Origin of the sequence: Ruegeria sp. HKCCA0235A (assembly GCF_013033235.1) — a bacterium.
Taxonomy (GTDB): domain Bacteria; phylum Pseudomonadota; class Alphaproteobacteria; order Rhodobacterales; family Rhodobacteraceae; genus Ruegeria.
The window spans coordinates 373,407-395,490 of record NZ_WQDQ01000003.1 but is presented as its reverse complement, the minus strand read 5'-3'; the positions used below and the strand labels follow the sequence as shown (position 1 = coordinate 395,490).

21 protein-coding genes are annotated in these 22,084 nt (G+C 58.6%); 14 read left to right on the top strand and 7 right to left on the bottom strand.

Features of this window, described 5'->3' with window-relative positions:
• Positions 1 to 43: 43 nt before the first annotated feature.
• The 7 genes from GOW56_RS08020 (at position 44) to GOW56_RS07990 (ending at position 8,889) form a co-directional block, all read left to right on the top strand.
• Positions 44 to 508 (top strand): (2Fe-2S)-binding protein, encoded by a 465-nt coding sequence (locus tag GOW56_RS08020; RefSeq protein ID WP_152458467.1) that lies wholly within the window; start codon positions 44 to 46, stop codon positions 506 to 508.
• 3 nt (positions 509 to 511) lie between these two features.
• Positions 512 to 2,698, top strand: coding sequence for a xanthine dehydrogenase family protein molybdopterin-binding subunit (locus tag GOW56_RS08015; protein WP_171205536.1), 2,187 nt, complete (start codon positions 512 to 514; stop codon positions 2,696 to 2,698).
• Positions 2,699 to 2,831: 133 nt separating this feature from the next.
• Positions 2,832 to 4,151 carry a glutamine synthetase family protein gene (locus GOW56_RS08010; RefSeq protein ID WP_171205535.1) on the top strand — a complete coding sequence of 440 codons (1,320 nt, stop codon included), beginning with the start codon at positions 2,832 to 2,834 and terminating at the stop codon, positions 4,149 to 4,151.
• A 58-nt stretch (positions 4,152 to 4,209) separates the two neighbouring features.
• Positions 4,210 to 4,890, top strand: coding sequence for a type 1 glutamine amidotransferase (locus GOW56_RS08005; RefSeq protein WP_171205534.1), 681 nt, complete (start codon positions 4,210 to 4,212; stop codon positions 4,888 to 4,890).
• Positions 4,890 to 6,248 carry a glutamine synthetase family protein gene (locus tag GOW56_RS08000; RefSeq protein WP_152458471.1) on the top strand — a complete coding sequence of 453 codons (1,359 nt, stop codon included), beginning with the start codon at positions 4,890 to 4,892 and terminating at the stop codon, positions 6,246 to 6,248. Before GOW56_RS08005 ends, GOW56_RS08000 begins: the two co-directional genes overlap by 1 nt.
• Before the next feature lie 8 nt (positions 6,249 to 6,256).
• The gene (locus GOW56_RS07995) at positions 6,257 to 7,561 is read left to right on the top strand and encodes an FAD-binding oxidoreductase (protein ID WP_171205533.1); all 1,305 of its coding nucleotides are present in this window, start codon (positions 6,257 to 6,259) and stop codon (positions 7,559 to 7,561) included.
• 113 nt (positions 7,562 to 7,674) lie between these two features.
• Positions 7,675 to 8,889 (top strand): DegT/DnrJ/EryC1/StrS aminotransferase family protein, encoded by a 1,215-nt coding sequence (locus GOW56_RS07990; protein WP_171205532.1) that lies wholly within the window; start codon positions 7,675 to 7,677, stop codon positions 8,887 to 8,889.
• Between the two features lie 64 nt (positions 8,890 to 8,953).
• Here GOW56_RS07990 and phaR read toward each other — a convergent pair whose 3' ends face one another.
• The 3 genes from phaR to GOW56_RS07975 form a co-directional block, all read right to left on the bottom strand.
• Entirely contained in the window at positions 8,954 to 9,505 is a 552-nt protein-coding gene (gene phaR, locus GOW56_RS07985; RefSeq protein ID WP_171115229.1) for a polyhydroxyalkanoate synthesis repressor PhaR, read from the bottom strand.
• Between the two features lie 135 nt (positions 9,506 to 9,640).
• Entirely contained in the window at positions 9,641 to 10,087 is a 447-nt protein-coding gene (locus GOW56_RS07980) for a phasin family protein (RefSeq protein ID WP_152458475.1), read from the bottom strand.
• Positions 10,088 to 10,217: 130 nt separating this feature from the next.
• Positions 10,218 to 12,020, bottom strand: a complete 1,803-nt coding sequence (locus tag GOW56_RS07975; RefSeq protein ID WP_171205531.1) for an alpha/beta hydrolase — start codon at positions 12,018 to 12,020, stop codon at positions 10,218 to 10,220.
• A gap of 111 nt (positions 12,021 to 12,131) precedes the next feature.
• Here GOW56_RS07975 and phaZ point away from each other — a divergent pair, with 111 nt between their 5' ends.
• Positions 12,132 to 13,403, top strand: coding sequence for a polyhydroxyalkanoate depolymerase (gene phaZ, locus GOW56_RS07970; protein ID WP_171115225.1), 1,272 nt, complete (start codon positions 12,132 to 12,134; stop codon positions 13,401 to 13,403).
• Entirely contained in the window at positions 13,403 to 13,996 is a 594-nt protein-coding gene (locus GOW56_RS07965) for a DUF6151 family protein (RefSeq protein ID WP_253283427.1), read from the top strand. The genes phaZ and GOW56_RS07965 overlap by 1 nt, the downstream gene beginning before the upstream one ends.
• Here the strand turns inward: GOW56_RS07965 and GOW56_RS07960 are convergent.
• The 4 genes from GOW56_RS07960 to GOW56_RS07945 form a co-directional block, all read right to left on the bottom strand.
• Complete coding sequence (locus GOW56_RS07960) at positions 13,993 to 14,703, bottom strand: alpha/beta fold hydrolase (protein WP_171205530.1); 711 nt, start codon at positions 14,701 to 14,703, stop codon at positions 13,993 to 13,995. The two genes, GOW56_RS07965 and GOW56_RS07960, sit on opposite strands and share 4 nt — an antisense overlap.
• An 84-nt stretch (positions 14,704 to 14,787) precedes the next feature.
• Positions 14,788 to 15,402: a hypothetical protein gene (locus tag GOW56_RS07955; RefSeq protein ID WP_171116493.1), complete on the bottom strand. Its 615-nt coding sequence runs from the start codon at positions 15,400 to 15,402 to the stop codon at positions 14,788 to 14,790.
• A 49-nt stretch (positions 15,403 to 15,451) separates the two neighbouring features.
• A complete protein-coding gene (locus GOW56_RS07950) occupies positions 15,452 to 16,444 on the bottom strand; it encodes a carboxylesterase (RefSeq protein ID WP_171205529.1) in 993 nt (330 codons plus the stop codon).
• The gene (locus tag GOW56_RS07945) at positions 16,444 to 17,193 is read right to left on the bottom strand and encodes an alpha/beta fold hydrolase (RefSeq protein ID WP_171205556.1); all 750 of its coding nucleotides are present in this window, start codon (positions 17,191 to 17,193) and stop codon (positions 16,444 to 16,446) included. The genes GOW56_RS07950 and GOW56_RS07945 overlap by 1 nt, the downstream gene beginning before the upstream one ends.
• A gap of 193 nt (positions 17,194 to 17,386) precedes the next feature.
• Between GOW56_RS07945 and thrS the strand changes: the two genes are divergently transcribed.
• The 5 genes from thrS to GOW56_RS07920 all read left to right on the top strand — a co-directional run bounded on the left by thrS (position 17,387) and on the right by GOW56_RS07920 (position 22,084).
• Positions 17,387 to 19,345, top strand: coding sequence for a threonine--tRNA ligase (gene thrS, locus GOW56_RS07940; protein WP_171205528.1), 1,959 nt, complete (start codon positions 17,387 to 17,389; stop codon positions 19,343 to 19,345).
• A gap of 221 nt (positions 19,346 to 19,566) precedes the next feature.
• Positions 19,567 to 19,869 carry a DUF2282 domain-containing protein gene (locus tag GOW56_RS07935; RefSeq protein WP_170343841.1) on the top strand — a complete coding sequence of 101 codons (303 nt, stop codon included), beginning with the start codon at positions 19,567 to 19,569 and terminating at the stop codon, positions 19,867 to 19,869.
• Between the two features lie 72 nt (positions 19,870 to 19,941).
• Complete coding sequence (locus GOW56_RS07930; protein ID WP_171205527.1) at positions 19,942 to 20,799, top strand: DUF692 family multinuclear iron-containing protein; 858 nt, start codon at positions 19,942 to 19,944, stop codon at positions 20,797 to 20,799.
• On the top strand, positions 20,796 to 21,557 hold the full coding sequence (locus GOW56_RS07925; protein ID WP_171205526.1) for a DNA-binding domain-containing protein: 762 nt from the start codon (positions 20,796 to 20,798) through the stop codon (positions 21,555 to 21,557). The genes GOW56_RS07930 and GOW56_RS07925 overlap by 4 nt, the downstream gene beginning before the upstream one ends.
• Positions 21,554 to 22,084 (top strand): DoxX family protein, encoded by a 531-nt coding sequence (locus GOW56_RS07920; protein ID WP_171205525.1) that lies wholly within the window; start codon positions 21,554 to 21,556, stop codon positions 22,082 to 22,084. The genes GOW56_RS07925 and GOW56_RS07920 overlap by 4 nt, the downstream gene beginning before the upstream one ends.

The window sequence follows — 22,084 nt, the reverse complement described above, 5'->3', positions numbered from 1 at the left end:
TTACCAATTGCGGAAACCAGCACCAACAGGAGACCCCCTCATCATGGCTCTTAAATTGAACCTGAACGGCACGACCCACGAGGTTGATGCCGAACCCGGAACGCCTCTTCTCTGGGTGATCCGAGACGAACTGAAACTGACCGGCACAAAATTCGGCTGCGGCGTGGCATCCTGCGGGGCCTGCACCGTGCACGTGAATGGTGAGCCCGTCCGTTCCTGTCAGACATTCATTGAAGACGTCGAAGACGCCGAAGTCACGACCATCGAAGCTGTCGGTGACGACAAGATCGGCGCCGCCGTACAACAGGCCTGGGTCGAACTGGATGTCGTCCAGTGCGGCTATTGCCAGTCGGGTCAGGTGATGTCGGCTGTCGGGCTGTTGTCCGAGAACCCGAAACCGTCAGTCCAGGAGATTGACGAGTACATGTCCGGCAATGCCTGCCGCTGCGCCACCTATCAACGCATTCGCGCCGGCATCCAGCGCGCGTCTGAAATTCTGGAGGCCTGATCCATGACCATCAACACTTCTCGCCGTGGGTTTCTGAAAAACGCCGCCGCTGCCGGTGCCGTCCTTCTGGTCGGCACCCGTCCGGACGGTGCGCTGGCCGCGGCCTCATCCGAGACCGCGCAGTTCAATCCATTTGTGAAGATCGATGCCGATGGCACCGTGACCGCCATCGTCAAACATTTTGAGAAAGGTCAGGGCCCGGCGACCGGACTGCCGACGCTGATTGCCGAAGAAATCGGCCTGACCATGGACCAGATCGAATACGAGTTCGCCCCCTCGGATCCGAATGTCTACAACAACCTGCTGTTCGGCCCATTCCAGGGCACCGGCGGTTCGACCGCGATGGCGAATTCGTGGCTGCAATACCGTCAGGCCGGTGCTGCCGCGCGCGAAATGCTGATCAACGCCGCCGCGCAAAGCTGGGGCGTGGATGCATCCGGCATCACCATCGAAGACGGCATCGTGAAGGCAGGCGACAAGTCGGCTCCGATCGCTGAATTCGTGTCCGCTGCGTCGCAACTGGACGCTCCGGCAGAGCCACGCCTGAAGGACCCATCCGAATTCCGTCTGATCGGAAATGAAACGGTGCGCCGCAAGGATACGGCCATCAAAAGCAACGGCCAGGCGATGTTTGCCATGGACGTTCACCTACCCAACCAGATGATCGCCATGATCAAACGCCCCGAAGCAAAGGGCGGCATCGCGCTGGGCTTTGATGACAGCGCATCGAAAGAGGTCAAAGGCTATATCAGCGCCGCGGTTCTGCCCAATCAGGCGGGCGTCGCGGTGTACGCCGAGAACACCTGGGCCGCGATTCAGGCACGCGATGCGCTTGAGGTCGAGTGGGACATGTCCGGCGCGGAAACCCGCAACTCGGACCAGATCAAGGCCGAGATCATGGCCGCGCTGGAGGCGGAGCCCACGTATAACGTCAACAAGGCGGATTTTGCCGCTGTGGCAGCCGCCATCGACGGCGCGGACAAGGTCGTTGAAAAAACGTTCTACTTCCCACTGCTGGCCCATGCCCCGATGGAACCGTTGAACTGCACCATCGAGCAGACCGCAGACGGAGACATCGTTCTGCATGACGGGGCACAAATGCCGACGGGTCCTCATATGGCCTACCAGCAGATCTTTGGCCTGCCGGCCGAGAAGATCCACATCAAAACCATGCTAGCAGGCGGGTCGTTCGGGCGCCGCGCCACCCCGGATGCGGATTATCAGGTCGAGGCCGCCCTGGCCTTTGTCGTCACTGACCGCTCGCGCCCGGTGAAACTGGTCTGGACGCGCGAAGACGACATTCGCAGCGGATATTACCGACCGGCCTTTGGCCACAAGGTCCGCGTGGGTCTGGACGCCGAAGGCAACATCGTCGGGTGGCAGCACCAGATTGCCGGCCAATCCGTGATCAAGGGCACCCCGTTCGAGGCTGTTCTGGTTCATGACGGCATCGACCACAGCTCGGTCGAAGGCGTTTCGGACAGCCCCTACAGCATCCCCGGCATGGCGGTGGGTCTGACCGACACGCCAAAGGCGACGACGGTTCTGTGGTGGCGCTCGGTCGGGCACACCCACACCGCCTATACGATGGAAACCATGATGGATCTGGTGGCCGAGGCCGCCGGTCGTGATCCGGTGGAGTTCCGTCTGGCCCATCTGTCCGACAGCGGCAACCCGGACCAGCAACGCAAGGCAGCTGTTTTGAAGCTGGCGGCCGAAAAGGCAAACTGGGGCAATGCGCCAGAAGGCCGGTCGCAGGGGATTGCCGTTCACAAGTCCTTTGGGTCTTACGCGGCTGAAGTGGTCGAAATCTCGGGCGATCCGGAAAGTGGCATCAGGATTGAAAAGGTCACCTGTGCCGTGGATTGCGGTATCGCCGTGAACCCCGATATCGTGCGGGCCCAGATGGAAGGCGGCATCGGCTATGGCATTGGCCATGTGATGCGTGACCAGATCACCCTGACAAGCGGGGCTGTGGATCAATACAACTTCCCGGATTACGAACCGCTGCGTATCGGGGATATTGCCGCAATCGACGTGCACATCATGCCATCGGCCGAAGCGCCGACCGGCGTCGGAGAACCCGGCACGCCACCGTCGGCACCGGCTTTGGCCAATGCGATCAAGGCCCTGTCAGGTTTGCATGTGGCGCAATTGCCCATGGAAGAACATGGCGTAAGCTTTGCCTGAAAACAGCTCTCCGCGCCGGTCAATACCGGCGCGGGGCGTCCCATGAAGCCCTAAGTCAGAATTTGATCAAATTTGGTGACAAAGCACATCCATTGAAGTAAATCACTGGGGAGTTTCACCGACGGAGCCCCCAATGGATCTGAGAGCCCTGCACAATTTTCGCGTTGCCGCATGTGACCTGAACGGTCAGATGCGAGGCAAACGCGTGCCCCCCGGCTATGCTGACAAACTGGGAAAAGGCGCCGTGCGAATGCCGTTTTCGGCACTGAACGTAGACCTGTGGGGCGCTGACATCGAAGGAAGCCCGCTGGTCTTTGAAACCGGCGACGCAGATGGGGTGCTGCGCCCGACCGAACGCGGCCCGGTCCCCGTGCCTTGGCTGGATACGGAAACAGCGCTGGTGCCGATGTGTCTGTATGATGATGACGGCGTACCTTTCCCAGGCGACCCGCGGCATGCCCTGTCCGCCATACTCGACCGCTATGCGCAACGCGGCTGGTCCGTTGTTGCCGCGACGGAGTTGGAGTTCACACTCGTTGACGCTTCTGCCGCGCAGCCGCAACCACCGGTGAATCCGATCACAGGGCGGCGCCTTGCGGATGAGGCCGTTCTGTCGGTTGCCGAAATGGACGCGTTCGAGGCGTTCTTTACCGATCTGTACGATGGCTGCGCCGCAATGGGCATCCCCGCGCAGACGGCCATTTCCGAAAGCGGCATCGGCCAGTTCGAAATCAACCTGAACCATCAGGACGCCATGCGCTGTGCCGATGATACGTGGCTTTTCAAGGCATTGACGCGTGGATTGGCGCGCAGGCACGGATTTGCGGCCACCTTCATGTCCAAGCCTTATGCCGATGACGCGGGCAACGGAATGCATGTGCATTTCTCGGTGTTGGACCAGAACGGACACAATGTGTTCGACAACAACGGGCCGGAAGGCACCGAGATATTGCGGTCTGCCGTAGCGGGCTGTGTCGCGGCCATGCCGGGCAGTACGCTGATATTTGCACCCAACGGCAACTCCTACACACGGCTCGTACCGGGTGCACATGCGCCCACGGGCGCCTGCTGGGCCTATGAAAACCGAACGGCCGCCGTTCGCATCCCGGGGGGGGCGCCCGCCGCACGGCGCATCGAACACCGCGTCGCCGGCGGGGACATAAACCCGTATCTGATGCTGACCGCGGTTCTGGGCGCGGCACTTGTCGGCATCGAGGACAGCTTGACCCCACCTGCCCCGATCACGGGGAACGCCTATGACATCGCGGACCTGCCTCAACTGATGCCGGATTGGTCGAGCGCGATTGACACGTTCGCCACGGATCCCCTGGTGGCCCGGCTGTTCCCCGCTGACCTGATCCGCTATCTGACCATGACCAAGCGACAAGAGATCACCCGATTTGCGAACATCCCGCCCGAGGATCACTGGCTGTGCTATCTCGAGACGGTTTGACCCCCTTGCCGCGTCAACCAGTCTCGGTTAGGGTTAATTTGATCAAATTTGGTGACATATGAAAATCGGTATTCTACAAACCGGCCACACCCCCGAAGTGCTACAGGAAGAATTCGGGGATTATGACGAACTTTTCCCCGCGTTGCTGCGTGACAACGGGTTCGAGTTCGTGACCTTCGCCGTCGTGGACGGCACTTTCCCCGATGGTGCGGATGATGCGGATGGATGGATCATTACCGGATCGCGCCACGGGGTTTACGAGGACCTTCCCTGGATCGCCCCGCTGGAAGCGTTGGTGCGCGAGATCCGGGAAAGTGGAAAACCCCTGATCGGCGTTTGCTTTGGCCACCAGATCATTGCTCAGGCACTGGGTGGCAAGGTCGAGAAATTCTCGAAAGGATGGGCCGTAGGTCGTACGGAATACGAATATGACGGCAGCAGATTATGGCTGAATGCCTGGCATCAGGATCAAGTTGTCAAATTGCCGAAGGAAGCGCGGGTTCTGGGCCGGAATGCCTTCTGCGAAAACGCGATGCTGGCTTATGGGGACACAATCTGGACAGTTCAGGCCCACCCGGAATTCACCAACGGATTCGTGGCAGGCCTGATGCGGACACGGGGCAAGGGCGTCGTCCCGGAGGATCTGATGCGCGAAGCCGCAAATCGCGAGACGGCCCCGGACGACAACGCCAAAATCGCGCGCCACATGGCCGAGTTTCTAAAGAAAGAGAGAGCCTGATGGCTGATTGGACCGATAAACTGCCGGAAGCCGCAAAGGCATATTTCCACGGGCAACGACTGGACGAAGTTGAATGCATCATTTCGGACCTGCCGGGCATTGCGCGCGGCAAGGCGGTGCCTGCATCAAAATTCGCAAAGCAATCCTATTTCCACCTGCCCGACAGCATCTTTTACCAGACCATCACAGGGGGCTGGGGCGAAGCGGCCGGCGATGACGGGTTCATCGAAAAGGATATGATCCTGAAGCCCGATTTCTCGACCACTTCCGCTGCGCCGTGGACGGGGGATTGGACATTGCAGGTGATCCACGACGCCTACGACCGGGATGACAATCCGATCCCCTACAGCCCGCGTAACGTGCTCAAGCGTGTTGTGCAGCTTTATCATGATAAGGGATGGAAGCCGGTTGTTGCACCAGAGATGGAGTTCTTTCTGGTTGCCCCCAACGTGGACCCGGCGCAGGGCATCAAACCCATGATGGGGCGTTCCGGCCGCCCGGCCGCGGCGCGGCAGGCCTATTCCATGACGGCCGTGGACGAGTTTGGCCCGGTGATCGACGACATCTATGATTTCGCCGAGCATCAGGGGTTTGAGATCGACGGCATCACGCAGGAAGGCGGCGCCGGGCAGTTGGAAATCAACCTGCGCCATGGCAATCCGGTAAAACTCGCCGATGAAGTCTTCTATTTCAAACGCCTGATCCGCGAGGCCGCGCTGCGCCACAATTGTTTTGCCACCTTCATGGCAAAACCGATCGAGGAAGAGCCGGGTTCGGCCATGCATATCCATCACTCGATCATCGATATGGAAACCGGTCAGAACATCTTCTCTGGTCCTCAAGGGGGTGAGACGGACGCGTTTTATCACTTCATCGCCGGTTTGCAGAACCACCTGCCCGCCGGTCTGGCAGTCATGGCGCCCTATGTGAATTCCTACCGGCGCTATGTGAAAGATCACGCGGCACCGATCAACCTGGAATGGGCCCGTGACAACCGCACCACCGGTATTCGCGTGCCCCTGTCCGGCCCGGAATCGCGACGCGTCGAGAACCGCATCGCCGGGATGGACTGCAACCCGTATCTGGGCATCGCGCTGTCGCTGGCCTGCGGCTATCTTGGCCTGGTCGAGCAGGAACGCCCACGTCGTCAGTTCTATGGCGACGCTTATGAAGGCGAGGGCGATATCCCGCAGGTCATGGGCGAAGCGCTGGACCTGTTCGACGAGGCCACTGCCCTGCACGAAGTTCTGGGCCCCGAATTCGCCCGCGTTTACGGCATCGTCAAACGGGCCGAGTACGAGGAGTTCCTACAGGTCATCTCTCCGTGGGAACGTGAACATCTGCTGATCAACGTCTGAGACCTTCCGTGAACCTGCTTTATTCCAATGACCGCAGGGGCCAGTACCCTGACAGTTGGTATGCCGCGACGGCACATCCGATGGATCGCTTTCCCGCGTTGTCAGAAGACACCAAGGCGGATGTATGCGTTGTCGGTGGCGGTTATACGGGGCTGTCCGCGGCCCTTCATCTGGCCGAAGCCGGGTTCAACGTCGTGCTGCTTGAAGCGCACCGCGTCGGCTTTGGCGCGTCGGGCCGAAACGGCGGCCAGTTGGGCAGCGCACAGCGGATGGATCAGGAAGACCTCGAGCGTCTTGTAGGCGATGCCGACGCCGCCAAGCTGTGGGAACTGGCTGAAGACGCCAAGGATCTGGTCAAATCCCTGATTGCAAAACACAAGATCGCCTGTGACCTGAAACCCGGTGTCGCCGTTCTGGGCCTGAGCAAATCCGAGCAGAAAGAACTGCATGACCATGCCGGCCATCTTTCCGAGCGGTACGGATACGACCAGATCGAGCTGTTGGATGAAAACGCGGGTCATTCGCTGTGCCCGTCGCCCGCCTATCACGGGGGGTATCTGGATATGGGTGCGGCGCATCTGCACCCTCTGAACTTGGCGTTGGGACTGGCGCAAGCCGCGGCCAAAGCGGGCGTTCGCATCCATGAAAGCACCGAAGTGACCGGGATCGACGAGGGCCAGACGGCAGTGATCCGAACTGCACACCGCAATGTTCGGGCCGAGCACGTCATTCTGGCCTGCAACGGGTATCTGGGCGACCTCAATCGTTCCGTCGCCGCCAGGGTCATGCCCATCAACAATTTCATTGCGGCCACCGAACCCCTTGGAGAGGACACCGCCCGGGTTTTGGCCCGGGATGTGGCGGTTGCGGATACGAAATTCGTGGTGAACTACTTTCGCCTCAGCGCCGATGGCCGCCTCTTGTTCGGAGGCGGCGAAAGCTATGGCTATCGCTTTCCATCAAATGTCGCCGCCAAGGTCCGCAAACCGATGACCGAGATTTTCCCGCATTTGCGGGATGTGAAGATCGACTATGCCTGGGGCGGAACGCTGGCCATCACAATGCGGCGGATGCCGTATCTGGCCCGTGTCGCACCCAATATTCTTTCGGCTTCGGGATATTCCGGTCACGGTGTCGGCACCGCGACCCATGCCGGACAACTCATGGCGATGGCGATTCGGGGTCAGGCCGAAGGGTTTGACACGATGGCACGCGTGCCCGCGCTGTCTTTTCCAGGCGGCCCTGCCCTGCGCAGCCCGCTTTTGGTGCTGGCCATGACATGGTTCGCACTGCGCGACCGGCTTGGGGTCTGATCCACGTAAATTGCGACAGATTGGTGAATTTTCGCCTGCCCGGCGATTGAGGGCTTGGATTGCCTTCCGAATATCTTTATCTTTCCCAAAGATAGAATTCGGGAAATCCAAATATGACGCTGCCCCCCAACGTTCACGACGCCGAACCCATCCCTGCCGCCGCCAAGGACGCGATCGAGGCCCTGATGCAGTCAGGTGACCTGTTCCGCTATACTGCACCGCAGGATGCCCCGGTGGCCCTGCTGGAAGCCGAGTTCGCGGAACTGTTGGGCACGAAATACGCTTTGGCGGTGTCGTCCTGTTCGGCCGCGTTGTTTCTGTCGCTCAAAGCACTGGGCCTGCCCCGCGATGCGCGTGTTCTGATCCCCGGCTTCACCTTCGCGGCCGTGCCGTCGTCGGTCGTCCATGCCGACTGCATTCCGGTTCTGTGCGAAGTGAGTGAAAACTATCGCATCGACATGGCCGATTTCGAGGCCAAGCTGGACAACGTTCAGGCAGTCATCATCAGCCACATGCGCGGGCATACATCCGACATGGATGCGATCATGGCCTTGTGCGACGCACGAAACATTCCGGTGATCGAGGATGCCGCGCATTCGCTGGGCACCACATGGCATGGCCGCAATATCGGTACGATCGGAAAGGTCGGATGTTTCTCGTTCCAGTCCTACAAGATGATCAATGCCGGCGAAGGTGGCATCCTGATCACGAATGATGCAGATCTTGTCGCGCGGGCCGTCATCATGTCAGGCGCGTATGAGCACAATTGGAAGAAGCACAAAGGTCCTCAGGGTGACAACTCACCCGAACTGCAAGAGGCCTTCGCCCGCTGGCAAAACAAGCTGCCGCTGTACAATCTTCGTCTGAGCAACCTCAGCGCGGCGGTGATCCGTCCGCAACTTCCGGAACTGGCGCGCCGCGTCCGCGATGGCCTGGCGAACCACGATTACGTGGCCGGTCGCCTGAACACCTCGTCTCATATCGAGGTTCCCGCCCCCCTGCCCCCCGAGCAGCGTGCGCCGGATTCGATCCAGTTCAATCTTGTCGGAATGCAGGAACATGAGATCCGCGCCTTTGCTGCAGCGTCCGAGGCACGCGGCGTCAAGGTTCAGGTTTTTGGTCTGAGCGAAGACAACGCCCGCGCCTTCTGGAACTGGCAATTCCTGCCAGATACTTTCGACCTGCCCAAGACGCGCGACATGCTGATGAAGGCCTGTGACGTGCGCCTGCCCGTCCGCCTGACCCGCGAAGAGCTGGACGTGATTGCAGACATCCTGCTGGCATCGGTTGGCGAAGTGACCGGCCCGATGCCGGTTTATGGCACGTAGGACGAAGGCATTTTGAACAAGAAAGGCCCGCACAATGCGGACCTGTTTCTTGGTTCGGAACGGATCAGTTCAGCTTGGACAGTTTTTGCTGCAACTCGGCCAGCTGTTTCTTGATGTCGTCCAGATCCTCTTTTGGTTCGGACTTTTCCTCTTCCTTTTCCGGGCTGGACCATCCGCTGGACAGCCCACTGGTCATCGCCTTCAGGAAAGCCTGTTGCTGCGCCTGCAATGCGTCAAAACCCGGCATCTGAGACATCGGATTCATCGCGCTCATGTTCTCCATCATCTTGTTTTGGCTTTCGCGCAGCATCTCGAACGAGCTTTGCAGAAACTGGGGCATCATTCCCCCGCCCGGCAGCATGTAACTACGCACCAGATCATTCAGCACATTCACCGGCAGCACGTTTTCACCCCGGCTTTCATGTTCGGCAATGATTTGCAGAAGATACTGGCGTGTCAGGTCATCACCTGTTTTCAGATCAATGATCTGCACTTCGCGCCCGTCGCGGATGAACCCCGCGATATCTTCGAGCGTCACGTAATCGCTGGTCTCGGTATTATACAGCCGACGGCTGGCATAGCGCTTAATAAGCAGCGGTTTTTCTTGGTCCGACACCGGGTTCCCTCCCCAAGGATGATGCGTTGCAGCACAGGTTATGCGAGTGCAGCACAAAAAGAAAGGGCAGGTCAATGGACCTGCCCAACGCGATTGCACCTAATGGGAGGGTTGGGTGCGCTTCGCGGACGTTTCTTACTTTGCAGCTGCAGCTTTCTTGGCTGCGGTAGTGACCTCGTTGGTCGCCTTTTTGACGGCAGCGGTTGCTTCTTCCGCGGCGTCTTTGCCGGCAGCCATCAGCAGCTCGACGGTTTCGGTCTGAACTTTTTTCGCGATTTCAGCGAAAGCGGCCAGGTTTTCAGCTGCAACTTCTGCCGACGCGCTTGCGAAGTCGGTTGCGGCTTTTGCGTAGTCAGCAGGCTCTGCCTTGGCTTTCGACATCTCGCTCAGCTTGGCCAGGGTGTCTTTGGTCCATTTGTTCGAGATCTCGGCCGATTTCTCGGCAGCGTCCAGAGCAACGCCCGACAGCTTCTCGTTCAGCGAAGCGGTCGATTTGAATGCGCCTTCCATTGCGGTGGTGTCCACCGGAAATGCACCCATCATGTCTTTCATGATCGCGGTAAAGTCTTGGGTCTTTGCCATTGTCCTAATCCTTTTAGCCGGTCCGGGCCCACCCCGGGTTTCATCAGCTTGAGGACAATATGATTGCTGCACCGCAGCATTGCAAGTTTTTTCTTGCTGCGGTGCAGAATTTTTAAGTTTCAAAATGAAATCAGGCGTTTGGTTTCGCCACAACATAAGTCCCGGGTGCGGATGCAAGGCTCGGGTGCTTCGAATCACCCGACTCACGGGCTGGAACCTGCTTGCCGGAGCGCTTCTTCAACCACGCATCCCACATGGGCCACCAGGACCCCTCGTGAAAATCAGCTTCTTTCAGCCAGGTGCTGGCATCCGACTTCATATCCGGGTTGGTGTAGTGGCCATATTTCTTCTTGCTGGGCGGGTTCACGATACCCGCAATATGACCCGATTCTGAAACCACGAAGGTTTTGGACCGCGAGCCCATTTTCTGCACGCCGCGGTAACAGTCTTTCCATGCCGCGATGTGGTCCGTTTCGCAGGTTATGGCCATCAGCGGCACATCCACGTCTTCGAGTTTCAGCTTGTGCCCCATCAACTCGAAACCGTCGGTCGCGAACTCGTTGCGCTGGCAGAGGCCTCGCAGATATTCCACGGCCATTTTTGCTGGCAGGTTTGCACCATCGCCGTTCCAGTAAAGCAGATCAAAGGCCGGAGGCACTTCCCCCATCATATAGCTGCGAATAGCCGGACCATAAATCAGGTCGCGTGATCGCAGGAACGACATGGTGCGCGCCATGATCCACGACCGCAGAACGCCCTCCTTTTTTACTTCCTCTTCGATTCCGTCGATGAAGTCGTTTTGCAGGAATGGCGTAAACTCACCCTGATCGGAAAAATCCGTCAGTGCCGTGAACAGCGTTGCGGATTTGACCGACTTGTCGCCACGCTGTTTCAGCAAGGACAAGGTCAGGCTCAGCGTCGTGCCCGCGATGCAATAACCCACAGCGTTGACCTGTTTGACCTTGCAGATCTTCTTGGCCGTTTCGATTGCGGTAAGGAAACCGTCCTGAATATAGTCTTCCATGCCGGTTTCGGCATAGCTTTCATCCGGGTTCACCCAGCTTACGACAAACAGGGTATAGCCCTGTTCGGTGATCCATTTGATCATGCTGTTCTGGGCTTTTAGATCCAGAATATAGAACTTGTTGATCCAGGGCGGGAAAAGAACGATGGGCGTCTCATAAACCGTTTCAGTCACCGGCTTGTATTGGATCAGCTCCATCATCCGGTTGCGATATATGACCTCGCCCGGCGTTGTCGCCAGGTTTCCACCAACCTCGAACGCGCTTTCATCCGCCAGTTTGACGACCAACTCGCCATCATTGGCTTCGAGGTCTGAAACAAGGTTCTCCAACCCTTTTATCAGCGACTGACCTTCGGTCTCGACCGCCTTTTGCAAAGCATCCGGGTTAGTCGCCAGAAAATTCGTGGGCGCCATCATATCGATGATCTGCTGCGAGAAATACTGTAGGCGTCGTTTGTCCTTGGCATCCAGATCATCGACCGACGAGACAGCCTGCGCAATCGCTTCCGCGTTCGTCAGGTATTGCTGCCGGATCAGTCGGAAATAAGGGTTTGTCTCCCAAAGGGGATTGGAGAACCGTTTGTCACCGGGCTTGGTTTCCTCGGTTTCCACCTCACCCGTTGTCAGCGCTTTCTGCGCTTCGGCAAAGTTGAGAACCGACTTGCCCCAGAATTCTATCTGTTGCTCCAACAGTTTGGCGGGATTTTGCCATGCATCGGCCCAATACGCCGTTGCTGCTCGTGCGAAAAGCTCTTGATTCGGGCCGTCCAGCGCTGGGGTGTGCGACTTTTTTGACGCCATAATTTCAATCAGGCGCTTCGAGAGCTGCTCGACCTTTTCCATATTTTCTTTAATTCGTTCAATATGTTCTTCGGACACGTCCGGCATTTGGTCTTCACTTGTTGTCATTTTAACAATTCCACCCTAACCTCGCTGCCATGCAGAATAACGTCGTGGGTGCTGGGGGGCAAAGCGACGAATGGTCCGAACTCTCAGGATGACACTCAGGAGGCCCCATTTATGCGCTATATGATGACCTACGACCTTATGGAGTCCATGCGTAACACCAACCAATGGCTTGGTGCAACCGCAAGCGCGATGGCGTCCTACCCGCTGTTTTCCATGACACCCAACCCGGCGTTCAGCTGGATGGCTGCCTGGGGCGAAGTTACCGAACGAACCTTCCAGCGAATGATCGTCAAACCTGACTGGGGCATTCGTACTTTCACCTGCGAGGATGGAAAGGACCATCTGGTCGAGATCACGACAGTTCTGGAACGCCCCTTTGGCGATCTGGTTCACTTCCGTGTCAACGGCCGGGAAGAACAACCGCGCAAGGTCCTGCTGGTTGCGCCCATGTCCGGCCACTACGCCACGCTGCTGCGCTCGACCGTCAAAAGCCTGCTGGTCAATTGCGAAGTTTACATCACCGATTGGCATAATGCGCGCGATATTCCTGTGTCTGCCGGCAAGTTCGATGTCGAAGACTACACGCTCTACCTTGTAGATTTCATGAAGGAACTGGGGCCGGACACGCATGTCGTCGCGGTTTGTCAACCCGCCCCGCTGACACTGGCGGCCACCGCCTATCTGGCCGAGGTCGAACCCAAGGCTCAACCCAGCACTCTGACACTGATTGGCGGGCCGGTGGACCCGGACGCGACCCCGACCGACGTCACCGACTTTGGACGCCGTGTGACGATGGGTCAGCTGGAAGAAACCATGATTCAACGGGTCGGATTCAAGTACAAAGGTGTCGGGCGTATGGTCTATCCCGGCCTGCTGCAACTGGCCTCGTTCATGTCGATGAACGCCGATCGCCACTCCAAGGCGTTTTCCGATCAGATTCAGCGTGTTATCCGCAACGAAGCCTCGGACCTGGATGCCCATAACCGTTTCTATGACGAATATCTTGCGGTGATGGACATGACGGCCGAGTTCTATCTGTCGACGGTCGAACGCGTCTTCAAAAACCGCGAGATCGCACGCAACGAATTTGTTGTCGCCGGCCACAAGGTGGATATCGGCAAAATCACCGATGTTGCCGTGAAATCGGTCGAAGGTGCGAATGACGATATCTCGGCGCCCGGGCAATGTATTGCTGCACTGGACCTGTGCACCGGTTTGCCAGACAGCAAAAAGGCCAGTCACGTAGAACCCGGCGCGGGTCATTACGGCATTTTCGCGGGCCGCAGCTGGCGCGACAACATTCGCCCGCTTGTGATTGATTTCATGAACGAAAACAGCCGCAAGAAACGTCGCCGCGCAGCGAACACCAACAAGGTCGCCTGATGAACATGGGCGGGCCGGCACATGGTGGCCTTGCCTTTTCCTGCAGTTGCGGCCAGTTGAAGGGTCAAATCTCGGACCGGGGTGTTCGGCTTGGAACCCATGTCGAGTGTTTCTGTCATGACTGCCGCGCGGCGCAGCTGTATTTCGGGCAGCCCGACCCGGCGCCCGGCCCGGTCGACATCTTCCAGATGGCACCGGATGAAATCGAAATCACCGCCGGAGGCCAATTCCTTTCCGCCATGAAGCTCAGCCCAAATGGTATGCTGCGATGGTATGCCAGCTGCTGCAACGCCCCGCTGGCGACGACGCCCCAGACTGCACGTTTGCCCTTTGCAGGGTTTATCGTCGGCAGGATTACTGGTGATGTTTCCGCATTGGGGCCGGTCACAACCCGTGGGTTTGTCCCTAGACCCGATGGAAAACAAAAACATGAAAAGGTCAGGTTTGCGGCGTTTGGCCTTTTGCGCCGCGCCCTGCAATCGCGCCTGTCAGGACGGTGGAAGAAAACGCCGTTTTTCGACCCCGAGACCGGCGATCCTGCGGTCGTACCGAATGTCATTTCGAAAGACGAGCGGGTGGCGCTTTACCCTTAGACAAACCTTTGCGGGATATTCAGCCAGGTTTCCAAGGCTTTGTTCACGGCATCGGGCGCTTCCAGCGGCAGCAGATGTCCGGCATTTTCGACGATCTCCAACGCGGCCTCCGGTATCAGGTCAGACATGAAAGAATGCCGTCTGACCGGGGTAAGCGTGTCATGGGCACCGCACATGATCAAAGTGGGGACTTTGATCCGGCGCAACGATCCCTGTTGGTCGGGTCGGCGCTGCAAGGCACGCATTTGGCTCGCAAAAGTTTCGGCGCCCAGATCATTCGCCATTGTCAAAAGATCATTCAGAATGGGGATTCGCCTGGGCCCCGGCGCCAAAGTATCGGTGCCGACCAGTTGGCGCATGACTTCTTCCAGCCGCCCACCCAGGGCCCCGATGATCAGATCCTCGCGGCTGGCCGCGATCTGAGGTGTGTCCGCCTGTGCGTCCGTCGACATCAGGCACAAGCGCGTCACCCGTTCCGGTGCCCGCCGGATCAGTTCCAGCCCCACCACACCACCCATGCTCTGCCCGGCCAATGCAAACTGATGTGGAAGCTGATCCAACAGCCCCGAGGCGATCTCTTCAATTCGCTCGCCTCCGGAAACAGGTGCAACAGTGACGGGCCGCGACCGTGACAACACCTCGATCTGAGGTCGAAACAGCCGGGCATCACACATCAACCCAGGCAACAACACCAGCGGTTCGTTCACGCGGGGGCTCCATCTGCTCGGTTTTCCGAGTCCTTCCAGTTGTTGTCAGGATGAGAGTTTTGCCGCAGCCGGGCAAGGAAAACTTCACGGGTAGGCGATGGCGCGAAATGCCGGAAAATCGGCGTAACGGGCTTGCCGCGTCGCAAGGTCTTCACCGGGTTCAGCGCCGGGCCTCAACAGACACCCACGCGGAGCAATATAGCTGTCGATCCGGCGATGCGGCCTGGGCCGCCACACAAGATTGAACGCACAGAGCTTGGGGAAAAACCAGATCTCGGAATACTCCAGATGATCGTGCATCCACCACGCCAGATCCCGCCAGTCCCTGCCTTGCGCGTATTGATCCGCGAACCACGGAATAACGATGGACGCCCCGGCGATCCGCGCATCTCCTTCCCCGCGATCCCAGATATGGCATTCCAGCGGGTGATCGTTTCGGGCGCAGTTCAGCTTGTTTTCATTGCCAAACCGGTTCAAGGACGATGAACGATAACCCGACCTGACCGCGACCCGGCCAAATGTCTCTTCCAAAGGGTCAAGAAGGGTTTCGCAAAACGCGCGGCCTGTTTCGATCGCCAGATCCGGGTTGTCCGGAATATTCTGCTTTTGGTGGAAGTTGCCGATTTCCGAATACAGAAAATCGCGCATGAAGAAGTGCCGGGACAAGCGGACACGACCCAGGGTCTCAAGGCTCCACATGCTACCCGGCTTACGCATCTTGCATCCTTTTTGTCCGATCAATCAGGGTTTATTCCACCCCCAAGCCCTTCAGCCACTCCAGAATACCAGCAACGGCGGCATCGGTTTGACCCGGCGACATCAACCGCCCCGCGATAACATGTGAAGACGGATCGTCACCCGGCCCCATCGTTACCAGCCTGACCGTTGCCGGAGTGCCCCAGGCCTCGGCAACCTTGTGCGTCCGGTCCGGCCGCACAACCTGATCATCATCAGAAAACCAGAACAAGGCGGGTATCAGGGCGTCAGAGAAATCCAGCGCATAGACCGTATCCACCAGTACGGACATCGGCACGACGGCTTCCCACGGGTAGACCGACGTCCAGTACCTGTTCTTCTCTGGGTCCGGCCCTGACACATCGCGTTCTTGCCCCATGAGAACGGGCAACCAACTTCTTGCCCAAGGCAACGAAGGCACCCACGCCGCGACGGTATTCACACCAAAGTTCGGCGAGACAAAAACCATGCCGACCACATCCTGGCTGAGGTCGGCATCCAACGCAGCGGCCGCTGCCAGCGTTCCTCCGGTCGAGGTGGAAATGACGATCACCTTTTCCCCGACCGCGCGCGCCGCTGCCAGCCCTTCTGCGGTATCCTGCATCCAGCCCGAGGCCGTACCCTCGGCCATCGCCGGCCCATCCCGACCGTGACCTTGCAACCGCGTGTAGACCAGATTGGCGCCCAAAGCGTCAGCCACCAGATCAGGAACAGGGCGGATTTCCTCGGAACTTGCTGAAAAACCGTGGATGTAAAGAACAGAATACGGCGTGCGCTGTTCCTTGAACCCGTCCTGCCAGATCACGCGCTTTTCGACACCCGGAACGATGTCATCATAGGCAGACTCGGTGCTTTCAAAATAAACCTGAACACCTTCACCAAATTTTCGAGAGTCAAAGGTCGGGTGCAGGTTCACTTCCTCGCGCGGGCCGAACCAGAAGACCAGGCCGCCAAGAACAACCAGCGCCAGAAGAGCGCGCCCCAGAAACCAACCAAAGCGCCGCATCAGGCTTCTCCCAACACGTCAAGAACCGCGGTCTCGATCAGACGCAGGCACTTCTCGTCCGAAAAGCGATGATCGGCCCCCTTGACCAACAGCAGCCGCATGTCAGGGCCCGCAGCATGTTCCAGCAGCCGCACGGCTGTTTCGGTCGAAACGGCCGTGTCTGCGGCGCCTTGCAGGAAACGAACCGGGAACGGCAGATCCAGAGCGCCCCGCAGAACCAAATTCTGGCGTCCGTCTTCGATCATACGCTTAGTGATGACATAGGGTTCCATATAGTCGGACGGCAGCTCGACATGGCCGACAGTGTCCAGCGCAGCTTTTTGTTCGTCGCTGAACGAAGCCCAATACCCGTCCTCGGTGAAATCCGGCGCGGCGGCGATTGTGACCATGCCAGCAATTCGCTCGGGCATGACTTTGGCCAGCAGCAATGCCTGCCATCCCCCCATTGATGAGCCAACCACGATCAAAGGTCCGTCCGTCAATGCCTTTACCGCAGCCAATGTGTCCTGATGCCAGTCACCGATACAGCCCTCGGTGAACACGCCCGAGCTTTCGCCGTGGCCGGAATAATCGAACCGCAAGAACGATTGCCCCCGCGCCTGTGCCCAGGCTTCCAGATGCACGGCCTTGGTGCCTTCCATGTCCGATTTGAGCCCGCCCAGAAAAACGATGGTCGGTCCTGCCCCTTCGGTCTTGTGATAAGCCAGTCGCCGCCCCTGCGGCGTCTCCAGAAAATCCGTCGCTGCCATGAAATCCTCTTTCTCTTTAGGCAACATCATGCACGGCAGCACGATGGTCGCAATTCCGGAATTCGATTTCCCGTTGCGTCAGCTACGCACCTTGCGACACTTGACAGTAATTGTTGCACCTGCCACATGGGCCGAACACACATAACCCGCAACCGGGCGTTCAGTGGGCGCCAAACCGACGAGGAGAGCCGATATGGCCCTGGATTCTCAATCCGTCTCTCTCACCTTTCCCGATGGCAATGCACGCACCTACGCCGCAGGCGTCACGCCCGCGCAGGTGGCTGCCGACATCTCAACCTCGCTGGCCAAAAAGGCCATCTCGGCCACCGTTGACGGCCAGCACTGGGACCTGCAATGGCCCATCGAATCCGACGCGCAGATCGCCATCCACACCATGAAGGATGAGGCCCAGGCCAATGAGCTGATCCGCCACGATCTGGCCCATATCATGGCGCGCGCGGTTCAGGAGATCTGGCCCGCCACCAAGGTCACCATCGGCCCTGTCATCGAAAACGGCTGGTATTATGACTTCGACCGCGAAGAGCCGTTCACGCCGGAAGATCTCGGCCTCATCGAGAAAAAGATGAAAGAGATCATCAACAAGCGTGATCCCGTCACCACCGAGGTCTGGGACCGCGAGCGGGCGATCGAGTTCTACAAGGCCAACAACGAGCCCTACAAGGTCGAGCTGATCGAGGCTATTCCCGGCAACGAGCCGCTGCGCATGTACTGGCACGGGCACTGGCAGGATCTGTGCCGAGGTCCGCACCTGCAACATACCGGGCAGGTTCCGGGGGATGCGTTCAAGCTGATGTCCATCGCCGGCGCCTATTGGCGTGGCGACAGCGACCGTGCGATGTTGCAGCGTATCTATGGTGTGGCCTTCACCGGAAAGGAAAAGCTGAAAGCGCACCTGCATATGCTGGAAGAGGCCGCCAAGCGCGACCACCGCAAGCTGGGCCGCGAGATGGACCTGTTCCACATGCAGGAAGAGGCCCCCGGCCAGATTTTCTGGCACCCCAACGGCTGGACGATCTACACCCAGTTGCAGGACTACATGCGCCGTCAGCAGCGCAACGGCGGCTATGTCGAGGTCAACACGCCGCAGGTTGTGGACCGCAAACTGTGGGAAGCGTCGGGCCATTGGGACAAGTATCAGGAAAACATGTTCATCGTCGAAGTGGACGAGGAACATGCCCGCGAAAAAGCGATCAACGCGCTCAAGCCGATGAACTGCCCCTGCCATGTGCAGATTTTCAATCAGGGCCTGAAATCCTATCGCGACCTGCCGCTGCGCATGGCCGAGTTCGGGTCTTGCAACCGCTATGAGCCGTCAGGTGCGCTGCACGGTATCATGCGTGTGCGTGGCTTTACCCAGGATGATGGGCACATCTTCTGCACCGAAGACCAGATCGAGTCTGAAACCGCAGAGTTCATCCGGTTCCTGTCCCGGATCTACAAGGATCTCGGATTCGAGAACTTCTCGGTCAAATTCTCGGATCGCCCCGAGAAACGGTCGGGGTCGGATGAAGTCTGGGACAAGGCCGAAGCCGCGTTGCTCAGCGCGACTCGTGCTGCCGGGATCGAGCCGGAGCTCAACCCCGGTGAAGGCGCCTTTTATGGTCCCAAGCTGGAATTTGTTCTTACGGATGCGATCGGTCGCGATTGGCAATGCGGCACGCACCAGGTTGACTTCGTGCTGCCCGAACGCCTTGATGCCACCTATATTGGCGCTGACGGCGGCAAGCACCGCCCCGTCATGCTGCATCGCGCGACGCTGGGCTCGTTCGAGCGTTTCATCGGTATCCTGATCGAAGAACACGCCGGCAAGCTGCCCTTCTGGCTTGCGCCGCGTCAGGTCGTGGTTGCGTCCATCACCTCCGACGCGGATGGCTATGTCGCCGAAGTGGTCGAAACGCTGCGCGGCGCCGGTGTGCGGGCCGAAGCCGACATTCGCAACGAAAAGATCAACTACAAGGTTCGTGAACACTCGGTCGGCAAAGTTCCGGTCATTCTGGCCGTCGGCCATCGCGAAGTTGAAGACCGCACCGTCAGTGTCCGGCGTCTGGGCGAAAAACAGACGCAGGTCCAACCGCTTGACGTTGTAACAAACGAGCTGTCGCAGGCAGCCACCCCGCCGGATTTGCTGTAACAATCGGCAGCATATTGCTGGGAATCTGGCCCCCGAATTGGGGCCAGATTGAAACAATTCACTCTTTCTTCATCAAAAACAATGCATTACGCTGCAAGAGGGCACGCCGCCCTTTGACGTGCTTGTGAGACACGGGCTCGTGAATTCAACTCTGTCTACCAAGCTACTACCTTTGTCATTGTCACAAGCAGACATACCCAGTCATCAAGAGGATTACCGAGATGTCGAACACAGCCAAGTCCCTGGTTATCGCAACCGCAGTCGCAGCCGCCGTATCGGGCGCCGCAACCACTGCATCCGCTCAGGCAAAGGAAAAATGCTATGGCGTATCGCTGGCCGGTCAGAACGACTGCGCCGCGGGCCCCGGCACCACCTGCGCGGGCACCTCGACCGTTGATTATCAGGGCAACGCATGGACCCTGGTTGATGCAGGCACCTGCGCGGATATCGAACTGCCCGCACAGGCAGACGGCACCCCGCGCAAAGGCTCACTGGAAGCTCAGGATCGCGACCTGCCGGCATAAGAACGGCCTGACGAATTCAGGGGGCGGGCACCATCGCCCGCCCCTTCCCTTTCGTGATCAAGGAACTGGCCCATGTTGGATGATGCCCACAGGTCGAACCGCCTGCCCGCAGCTCCGGGCGTAGGTTACAAGCCGCAACACTTCGCTCAGATACTTGAACACGCGCAACCCGTCGCATGGCTGGAAATTCATGCGGAGAACTATATGGGCGATGGCGGGCGGCCTCTGGCGCAGCTGCGCCATCTTTCCGAACAATTCCCGATCTCGGTCCATGGCGTTGGCCTGTCCATCGGCGGCGAAGGCGCGCTGGACCCTGATCACCTGGCCCGGCTGAAACATCTGGTAGGCTGGCTGAACCCCGCCAGCTTTTCCGAACACTTGGCCTGGTCCACCCATGACACCCATTTCTACAACGACCTGCTGCCCCTGCCCTATACCGACGCAACACTGACACGCGTTTGCGATCATATCGATCAGGTTCAGGACACCGTCGGACGGCAGATGCTGTTGGAAAACCCCTCAAGCTATTTGGCTTTTGAGGAAAGCACCTGGTCCGAGCCCGACTTTCTGCGCGAAATTGCACGTCGTACCGGATGTGGCTTGTTGCTGGATGTCAACAACGTCTTTGTCTCTGCCACCAATCTGGATTTCTCTCCTCAGGGTTACATCGATGCCTACCCACTTGAAAAAGTGGGGGAAATTCACCTTGGCGGCCATGACGAAGATGAAGACGATCACGGCCATCCGCTGCTGATCGACAGCCACGGGCGTGAAGTGGTCGACCCGGTTTGGGCGCTGTTGGATTACGTGCTGGAACGCACGGGGCCGAAACCCGTCCTGGTCGAATGGGACACCGACGTCCCCGACTGGCCCGTTTTGCGAGAAGAGGCCGTTCGCGCGCAGACCGCCCTGGAACGGATCCCGGCATGAGCGTTTCGCAATCCGAATTTCGCGCAGCCATGATGGATGCGTCAGCCTCTGTCCCCGAAGGTTTGCTGGACGCCGAGGCGCAGCCAGCCGGTCGTCGGTTCAGCGTCTATCGCAACAATATCGCCGCGTCCTTGACCGAGGCGATGCATCAGGCGTTTCCAGTCATCACCAAGTTGCTGGGGCCGCAGAACATGGATGGGCTGGCCGGGATATTTCTGCGCCAGCACCCGCCATCATCACCTCTGATGATGTTCTATGGTGAAGCCTTTCCCGATTTTCTGGCTGGAATGCAGCAGCTTTCGCATCTTGGGTACCTGCCGGATGTGGCGCGGCTGGAACTTGCGTTGCGCAAGTCGTACCACGCCGCCGACAGCCAACCCGCCCCGGAAGACGCACTGGCCGCAGACCCCGAACAGGTCATGCGGGCCCGGTTGCGTTTTGCCCCGGCCATGCGGGTGGTGCGCTCGGACTGGCCCATTCACGCGATCTGGCGCTTCAACACCGAATCCGACGCGCCGAAACCGGTTGCCCAAGCCGAGGATGTATTGATCACACGCCCGGAATTCGACCCGGTTGCCCAATTGCTGCCCGCCGGCGGCGCCGATTGGATCGCCTATATGCAAGGTGGCGACATGATCGGCGAAGCGTTTGAGAAAACCGCGACGGCGCAACCTGAATTTGACCTTGGAACCACTCTGGCACTGCTTTTGCAGGGCGGTGCAATAACTTCTGTGACTATCGAAAGGCTGGAGACATGACTGCCCTGATCTCACTTCACAACAACGTTCTGGGAAAGGTGGACCTTGCGTCCAACTGGCTTACACCCACGCTGGCGCGGCTGGTCTTTGTCGCTGTCCTTCTGGTCTATTACTGGAACTCGGCGATGTTGAAGATCGACGGTTCGATCTTTTCACCTTCGGCGGGTGCCTTCGGTCAGATTTTCCCCAAAGCCGCCGAAGCCGTCCTTTACGACGTATCCCAAATGACGTTCTTCCAACGTATCGTCATTTTCTTGGGCACGGTTGCAGAATTCGTCCTTCCTGCGCTGCTGCTTGTCGGTCTGTTCACCCGCCTGGCGGCCTTGGGTATGATTGGTTTTGTTTGGGTGCAAACATTAGTAGATATCACAGGCCACGGAGCAAAACTTGGCTCCTTCTTTACAAGCACAGTGAACAACGCTGACGTTCTTCTTGGCGACAGAACGATGTGGACTTTCTTGTTCCTTGTGATCGTGATCAACGGTGCGGGGCCCATCTCACTTGATCGGATTCTGCGTCTGAAATGA

What these genes read in the sequence shown, in the direction of transcription:
- GOW56_RS07990 (WP_171205532.1), top strand. Translation starts at nt 7,675, where the DNA reads ATGACGCTGCCCCCCAACGTTCACGACGCCGAACCCATCCCTGCCGCC.
- GOW56_RS07935 (WP_170343841.1), top strand. Translation starts at nt 19,567, where the DNA reads ATGTCGAACACAGCCAAGTCCCTGGTTATCGCAACCGCAGTCGCAGCC.
- GOW56_RS07955 (WP_171116493.1), bottom strand. Translation starts at nt 15,402, where the DNA reads ATGTGGAGCCTTGAGACCCTGGGTCGTGTCCGCTTGTCCCGGCACTTC.
- GOW56_RS07980 (WP_152458475.1), bottom strand. Translation starts at nt 10,087, where the DNA reads ATGGCAAAGACCCAAGACTTTACCGCGATCATGAAAGACATGATGGGT.
- GOW56_RS07930 (WP_171205527.1), top strand. Translation starts at nt 19,942, where the DNA reads ATGTTGGATGATGCCCACAGGTCGAACCGCCTGCCCGCAGCTCCGGGC.
- phaZ (WP_171115225.1), top strand. Translation starts at nt 12,132, where the DNA reads ATGCGCTATATGATGACCTACGACCTTATGGAGTCCATGCGTAACACC.
- GOW56_RS08000 (WP_152458471.1), top strand. Translation starts at nt 4,890, where the DNA reads ATGGCTGATTGGACCGATAAACTGCCGGAAGCCGCAAAGGCATATTTC.
- GOW56_RS07965 (WP_253283427.1), top strand. Translation starts at nt 13,403, where the DNA reads ATGAACATGGGCGGGCCGGCACATGGTGGCCTTGCCTTTTCCTGCAGT.
- GOW56_RS07975 (WP_171205531.1), bottom strand. Translation starts at nt 12,020, where the DNA reads ATGACAACAAGTGAAGACCAAATGCCGGACGTGTCCGAAGAACATATT.
- GOW56_RS08015 (WP_171205536.1), top strand. Translation starts at nt 512, where the DNA reads ATGACCATCAACACTTCTCGCCGTGGGTTTCTGAAAAACGCCGCCGCT.
- GOW56_RS08020 (WP_152458467.1), top strand. Translation starts at nt 44, where the DNA reads ATGGCTCTTAAATTGAACCTGAACGGCACGACCCACGAGGTTGATGCC.
- GOW56_RS07920 (WP_171205525.1), top strand. Translation starts at nt 21,554, where the DNA reads ATGACTGCCCTGATCTCACTTCACAACAACGTTCTGGGAAAGGTGGAC.
- GOW56_RS07945 (WP_171205556.1), bottom strand. Translation starts at nt 17,193, where the DNA reads ATGGCAGCGACGGATTTTCTGGAGACGCCGCAGGGGCGGCGACTGGCT.
- thrS (WP_171205528.1), top strand. Translation starts at nt 17,387, where the DNA reads ATGGCCCTGGATTCTCAATCCGTCTCTCTCACCTTTCCCGATGGCAAT.
- GOW56_RS08005 (WP_171205534.1), top strand. Translation starts at nt 4,210, where the DNA reads ATGAAAATCGGTATTCTACAAACCGGCCACACCCCCGAAGTGCTACAG.
- GOW56_RS07925 (WP_171205526.1), top strand. Translation starts at nt 20,796, where the DNA reads ATGAGCGTTTCGCAATCCGAATTTCGCGCAGCCATGATGGATGCGTCA.
- GOW56_RS07950 (WP_171205529.1), bottom strand. Translation starts at nt 16,444, where the DNA reads ATGCGGCGCTTTGGTTGGTTTCTGGGGCGCGCTCTTCTGGCGCTGGTT.
- GOW56_RS08010 (WP_171205535.1), top strand. Translation starts at nt 2,832, where the DNA reads ATGGATCTGAGAGCCCTGCACAATTTTCGCGTTGCCGCATGTGACCTG.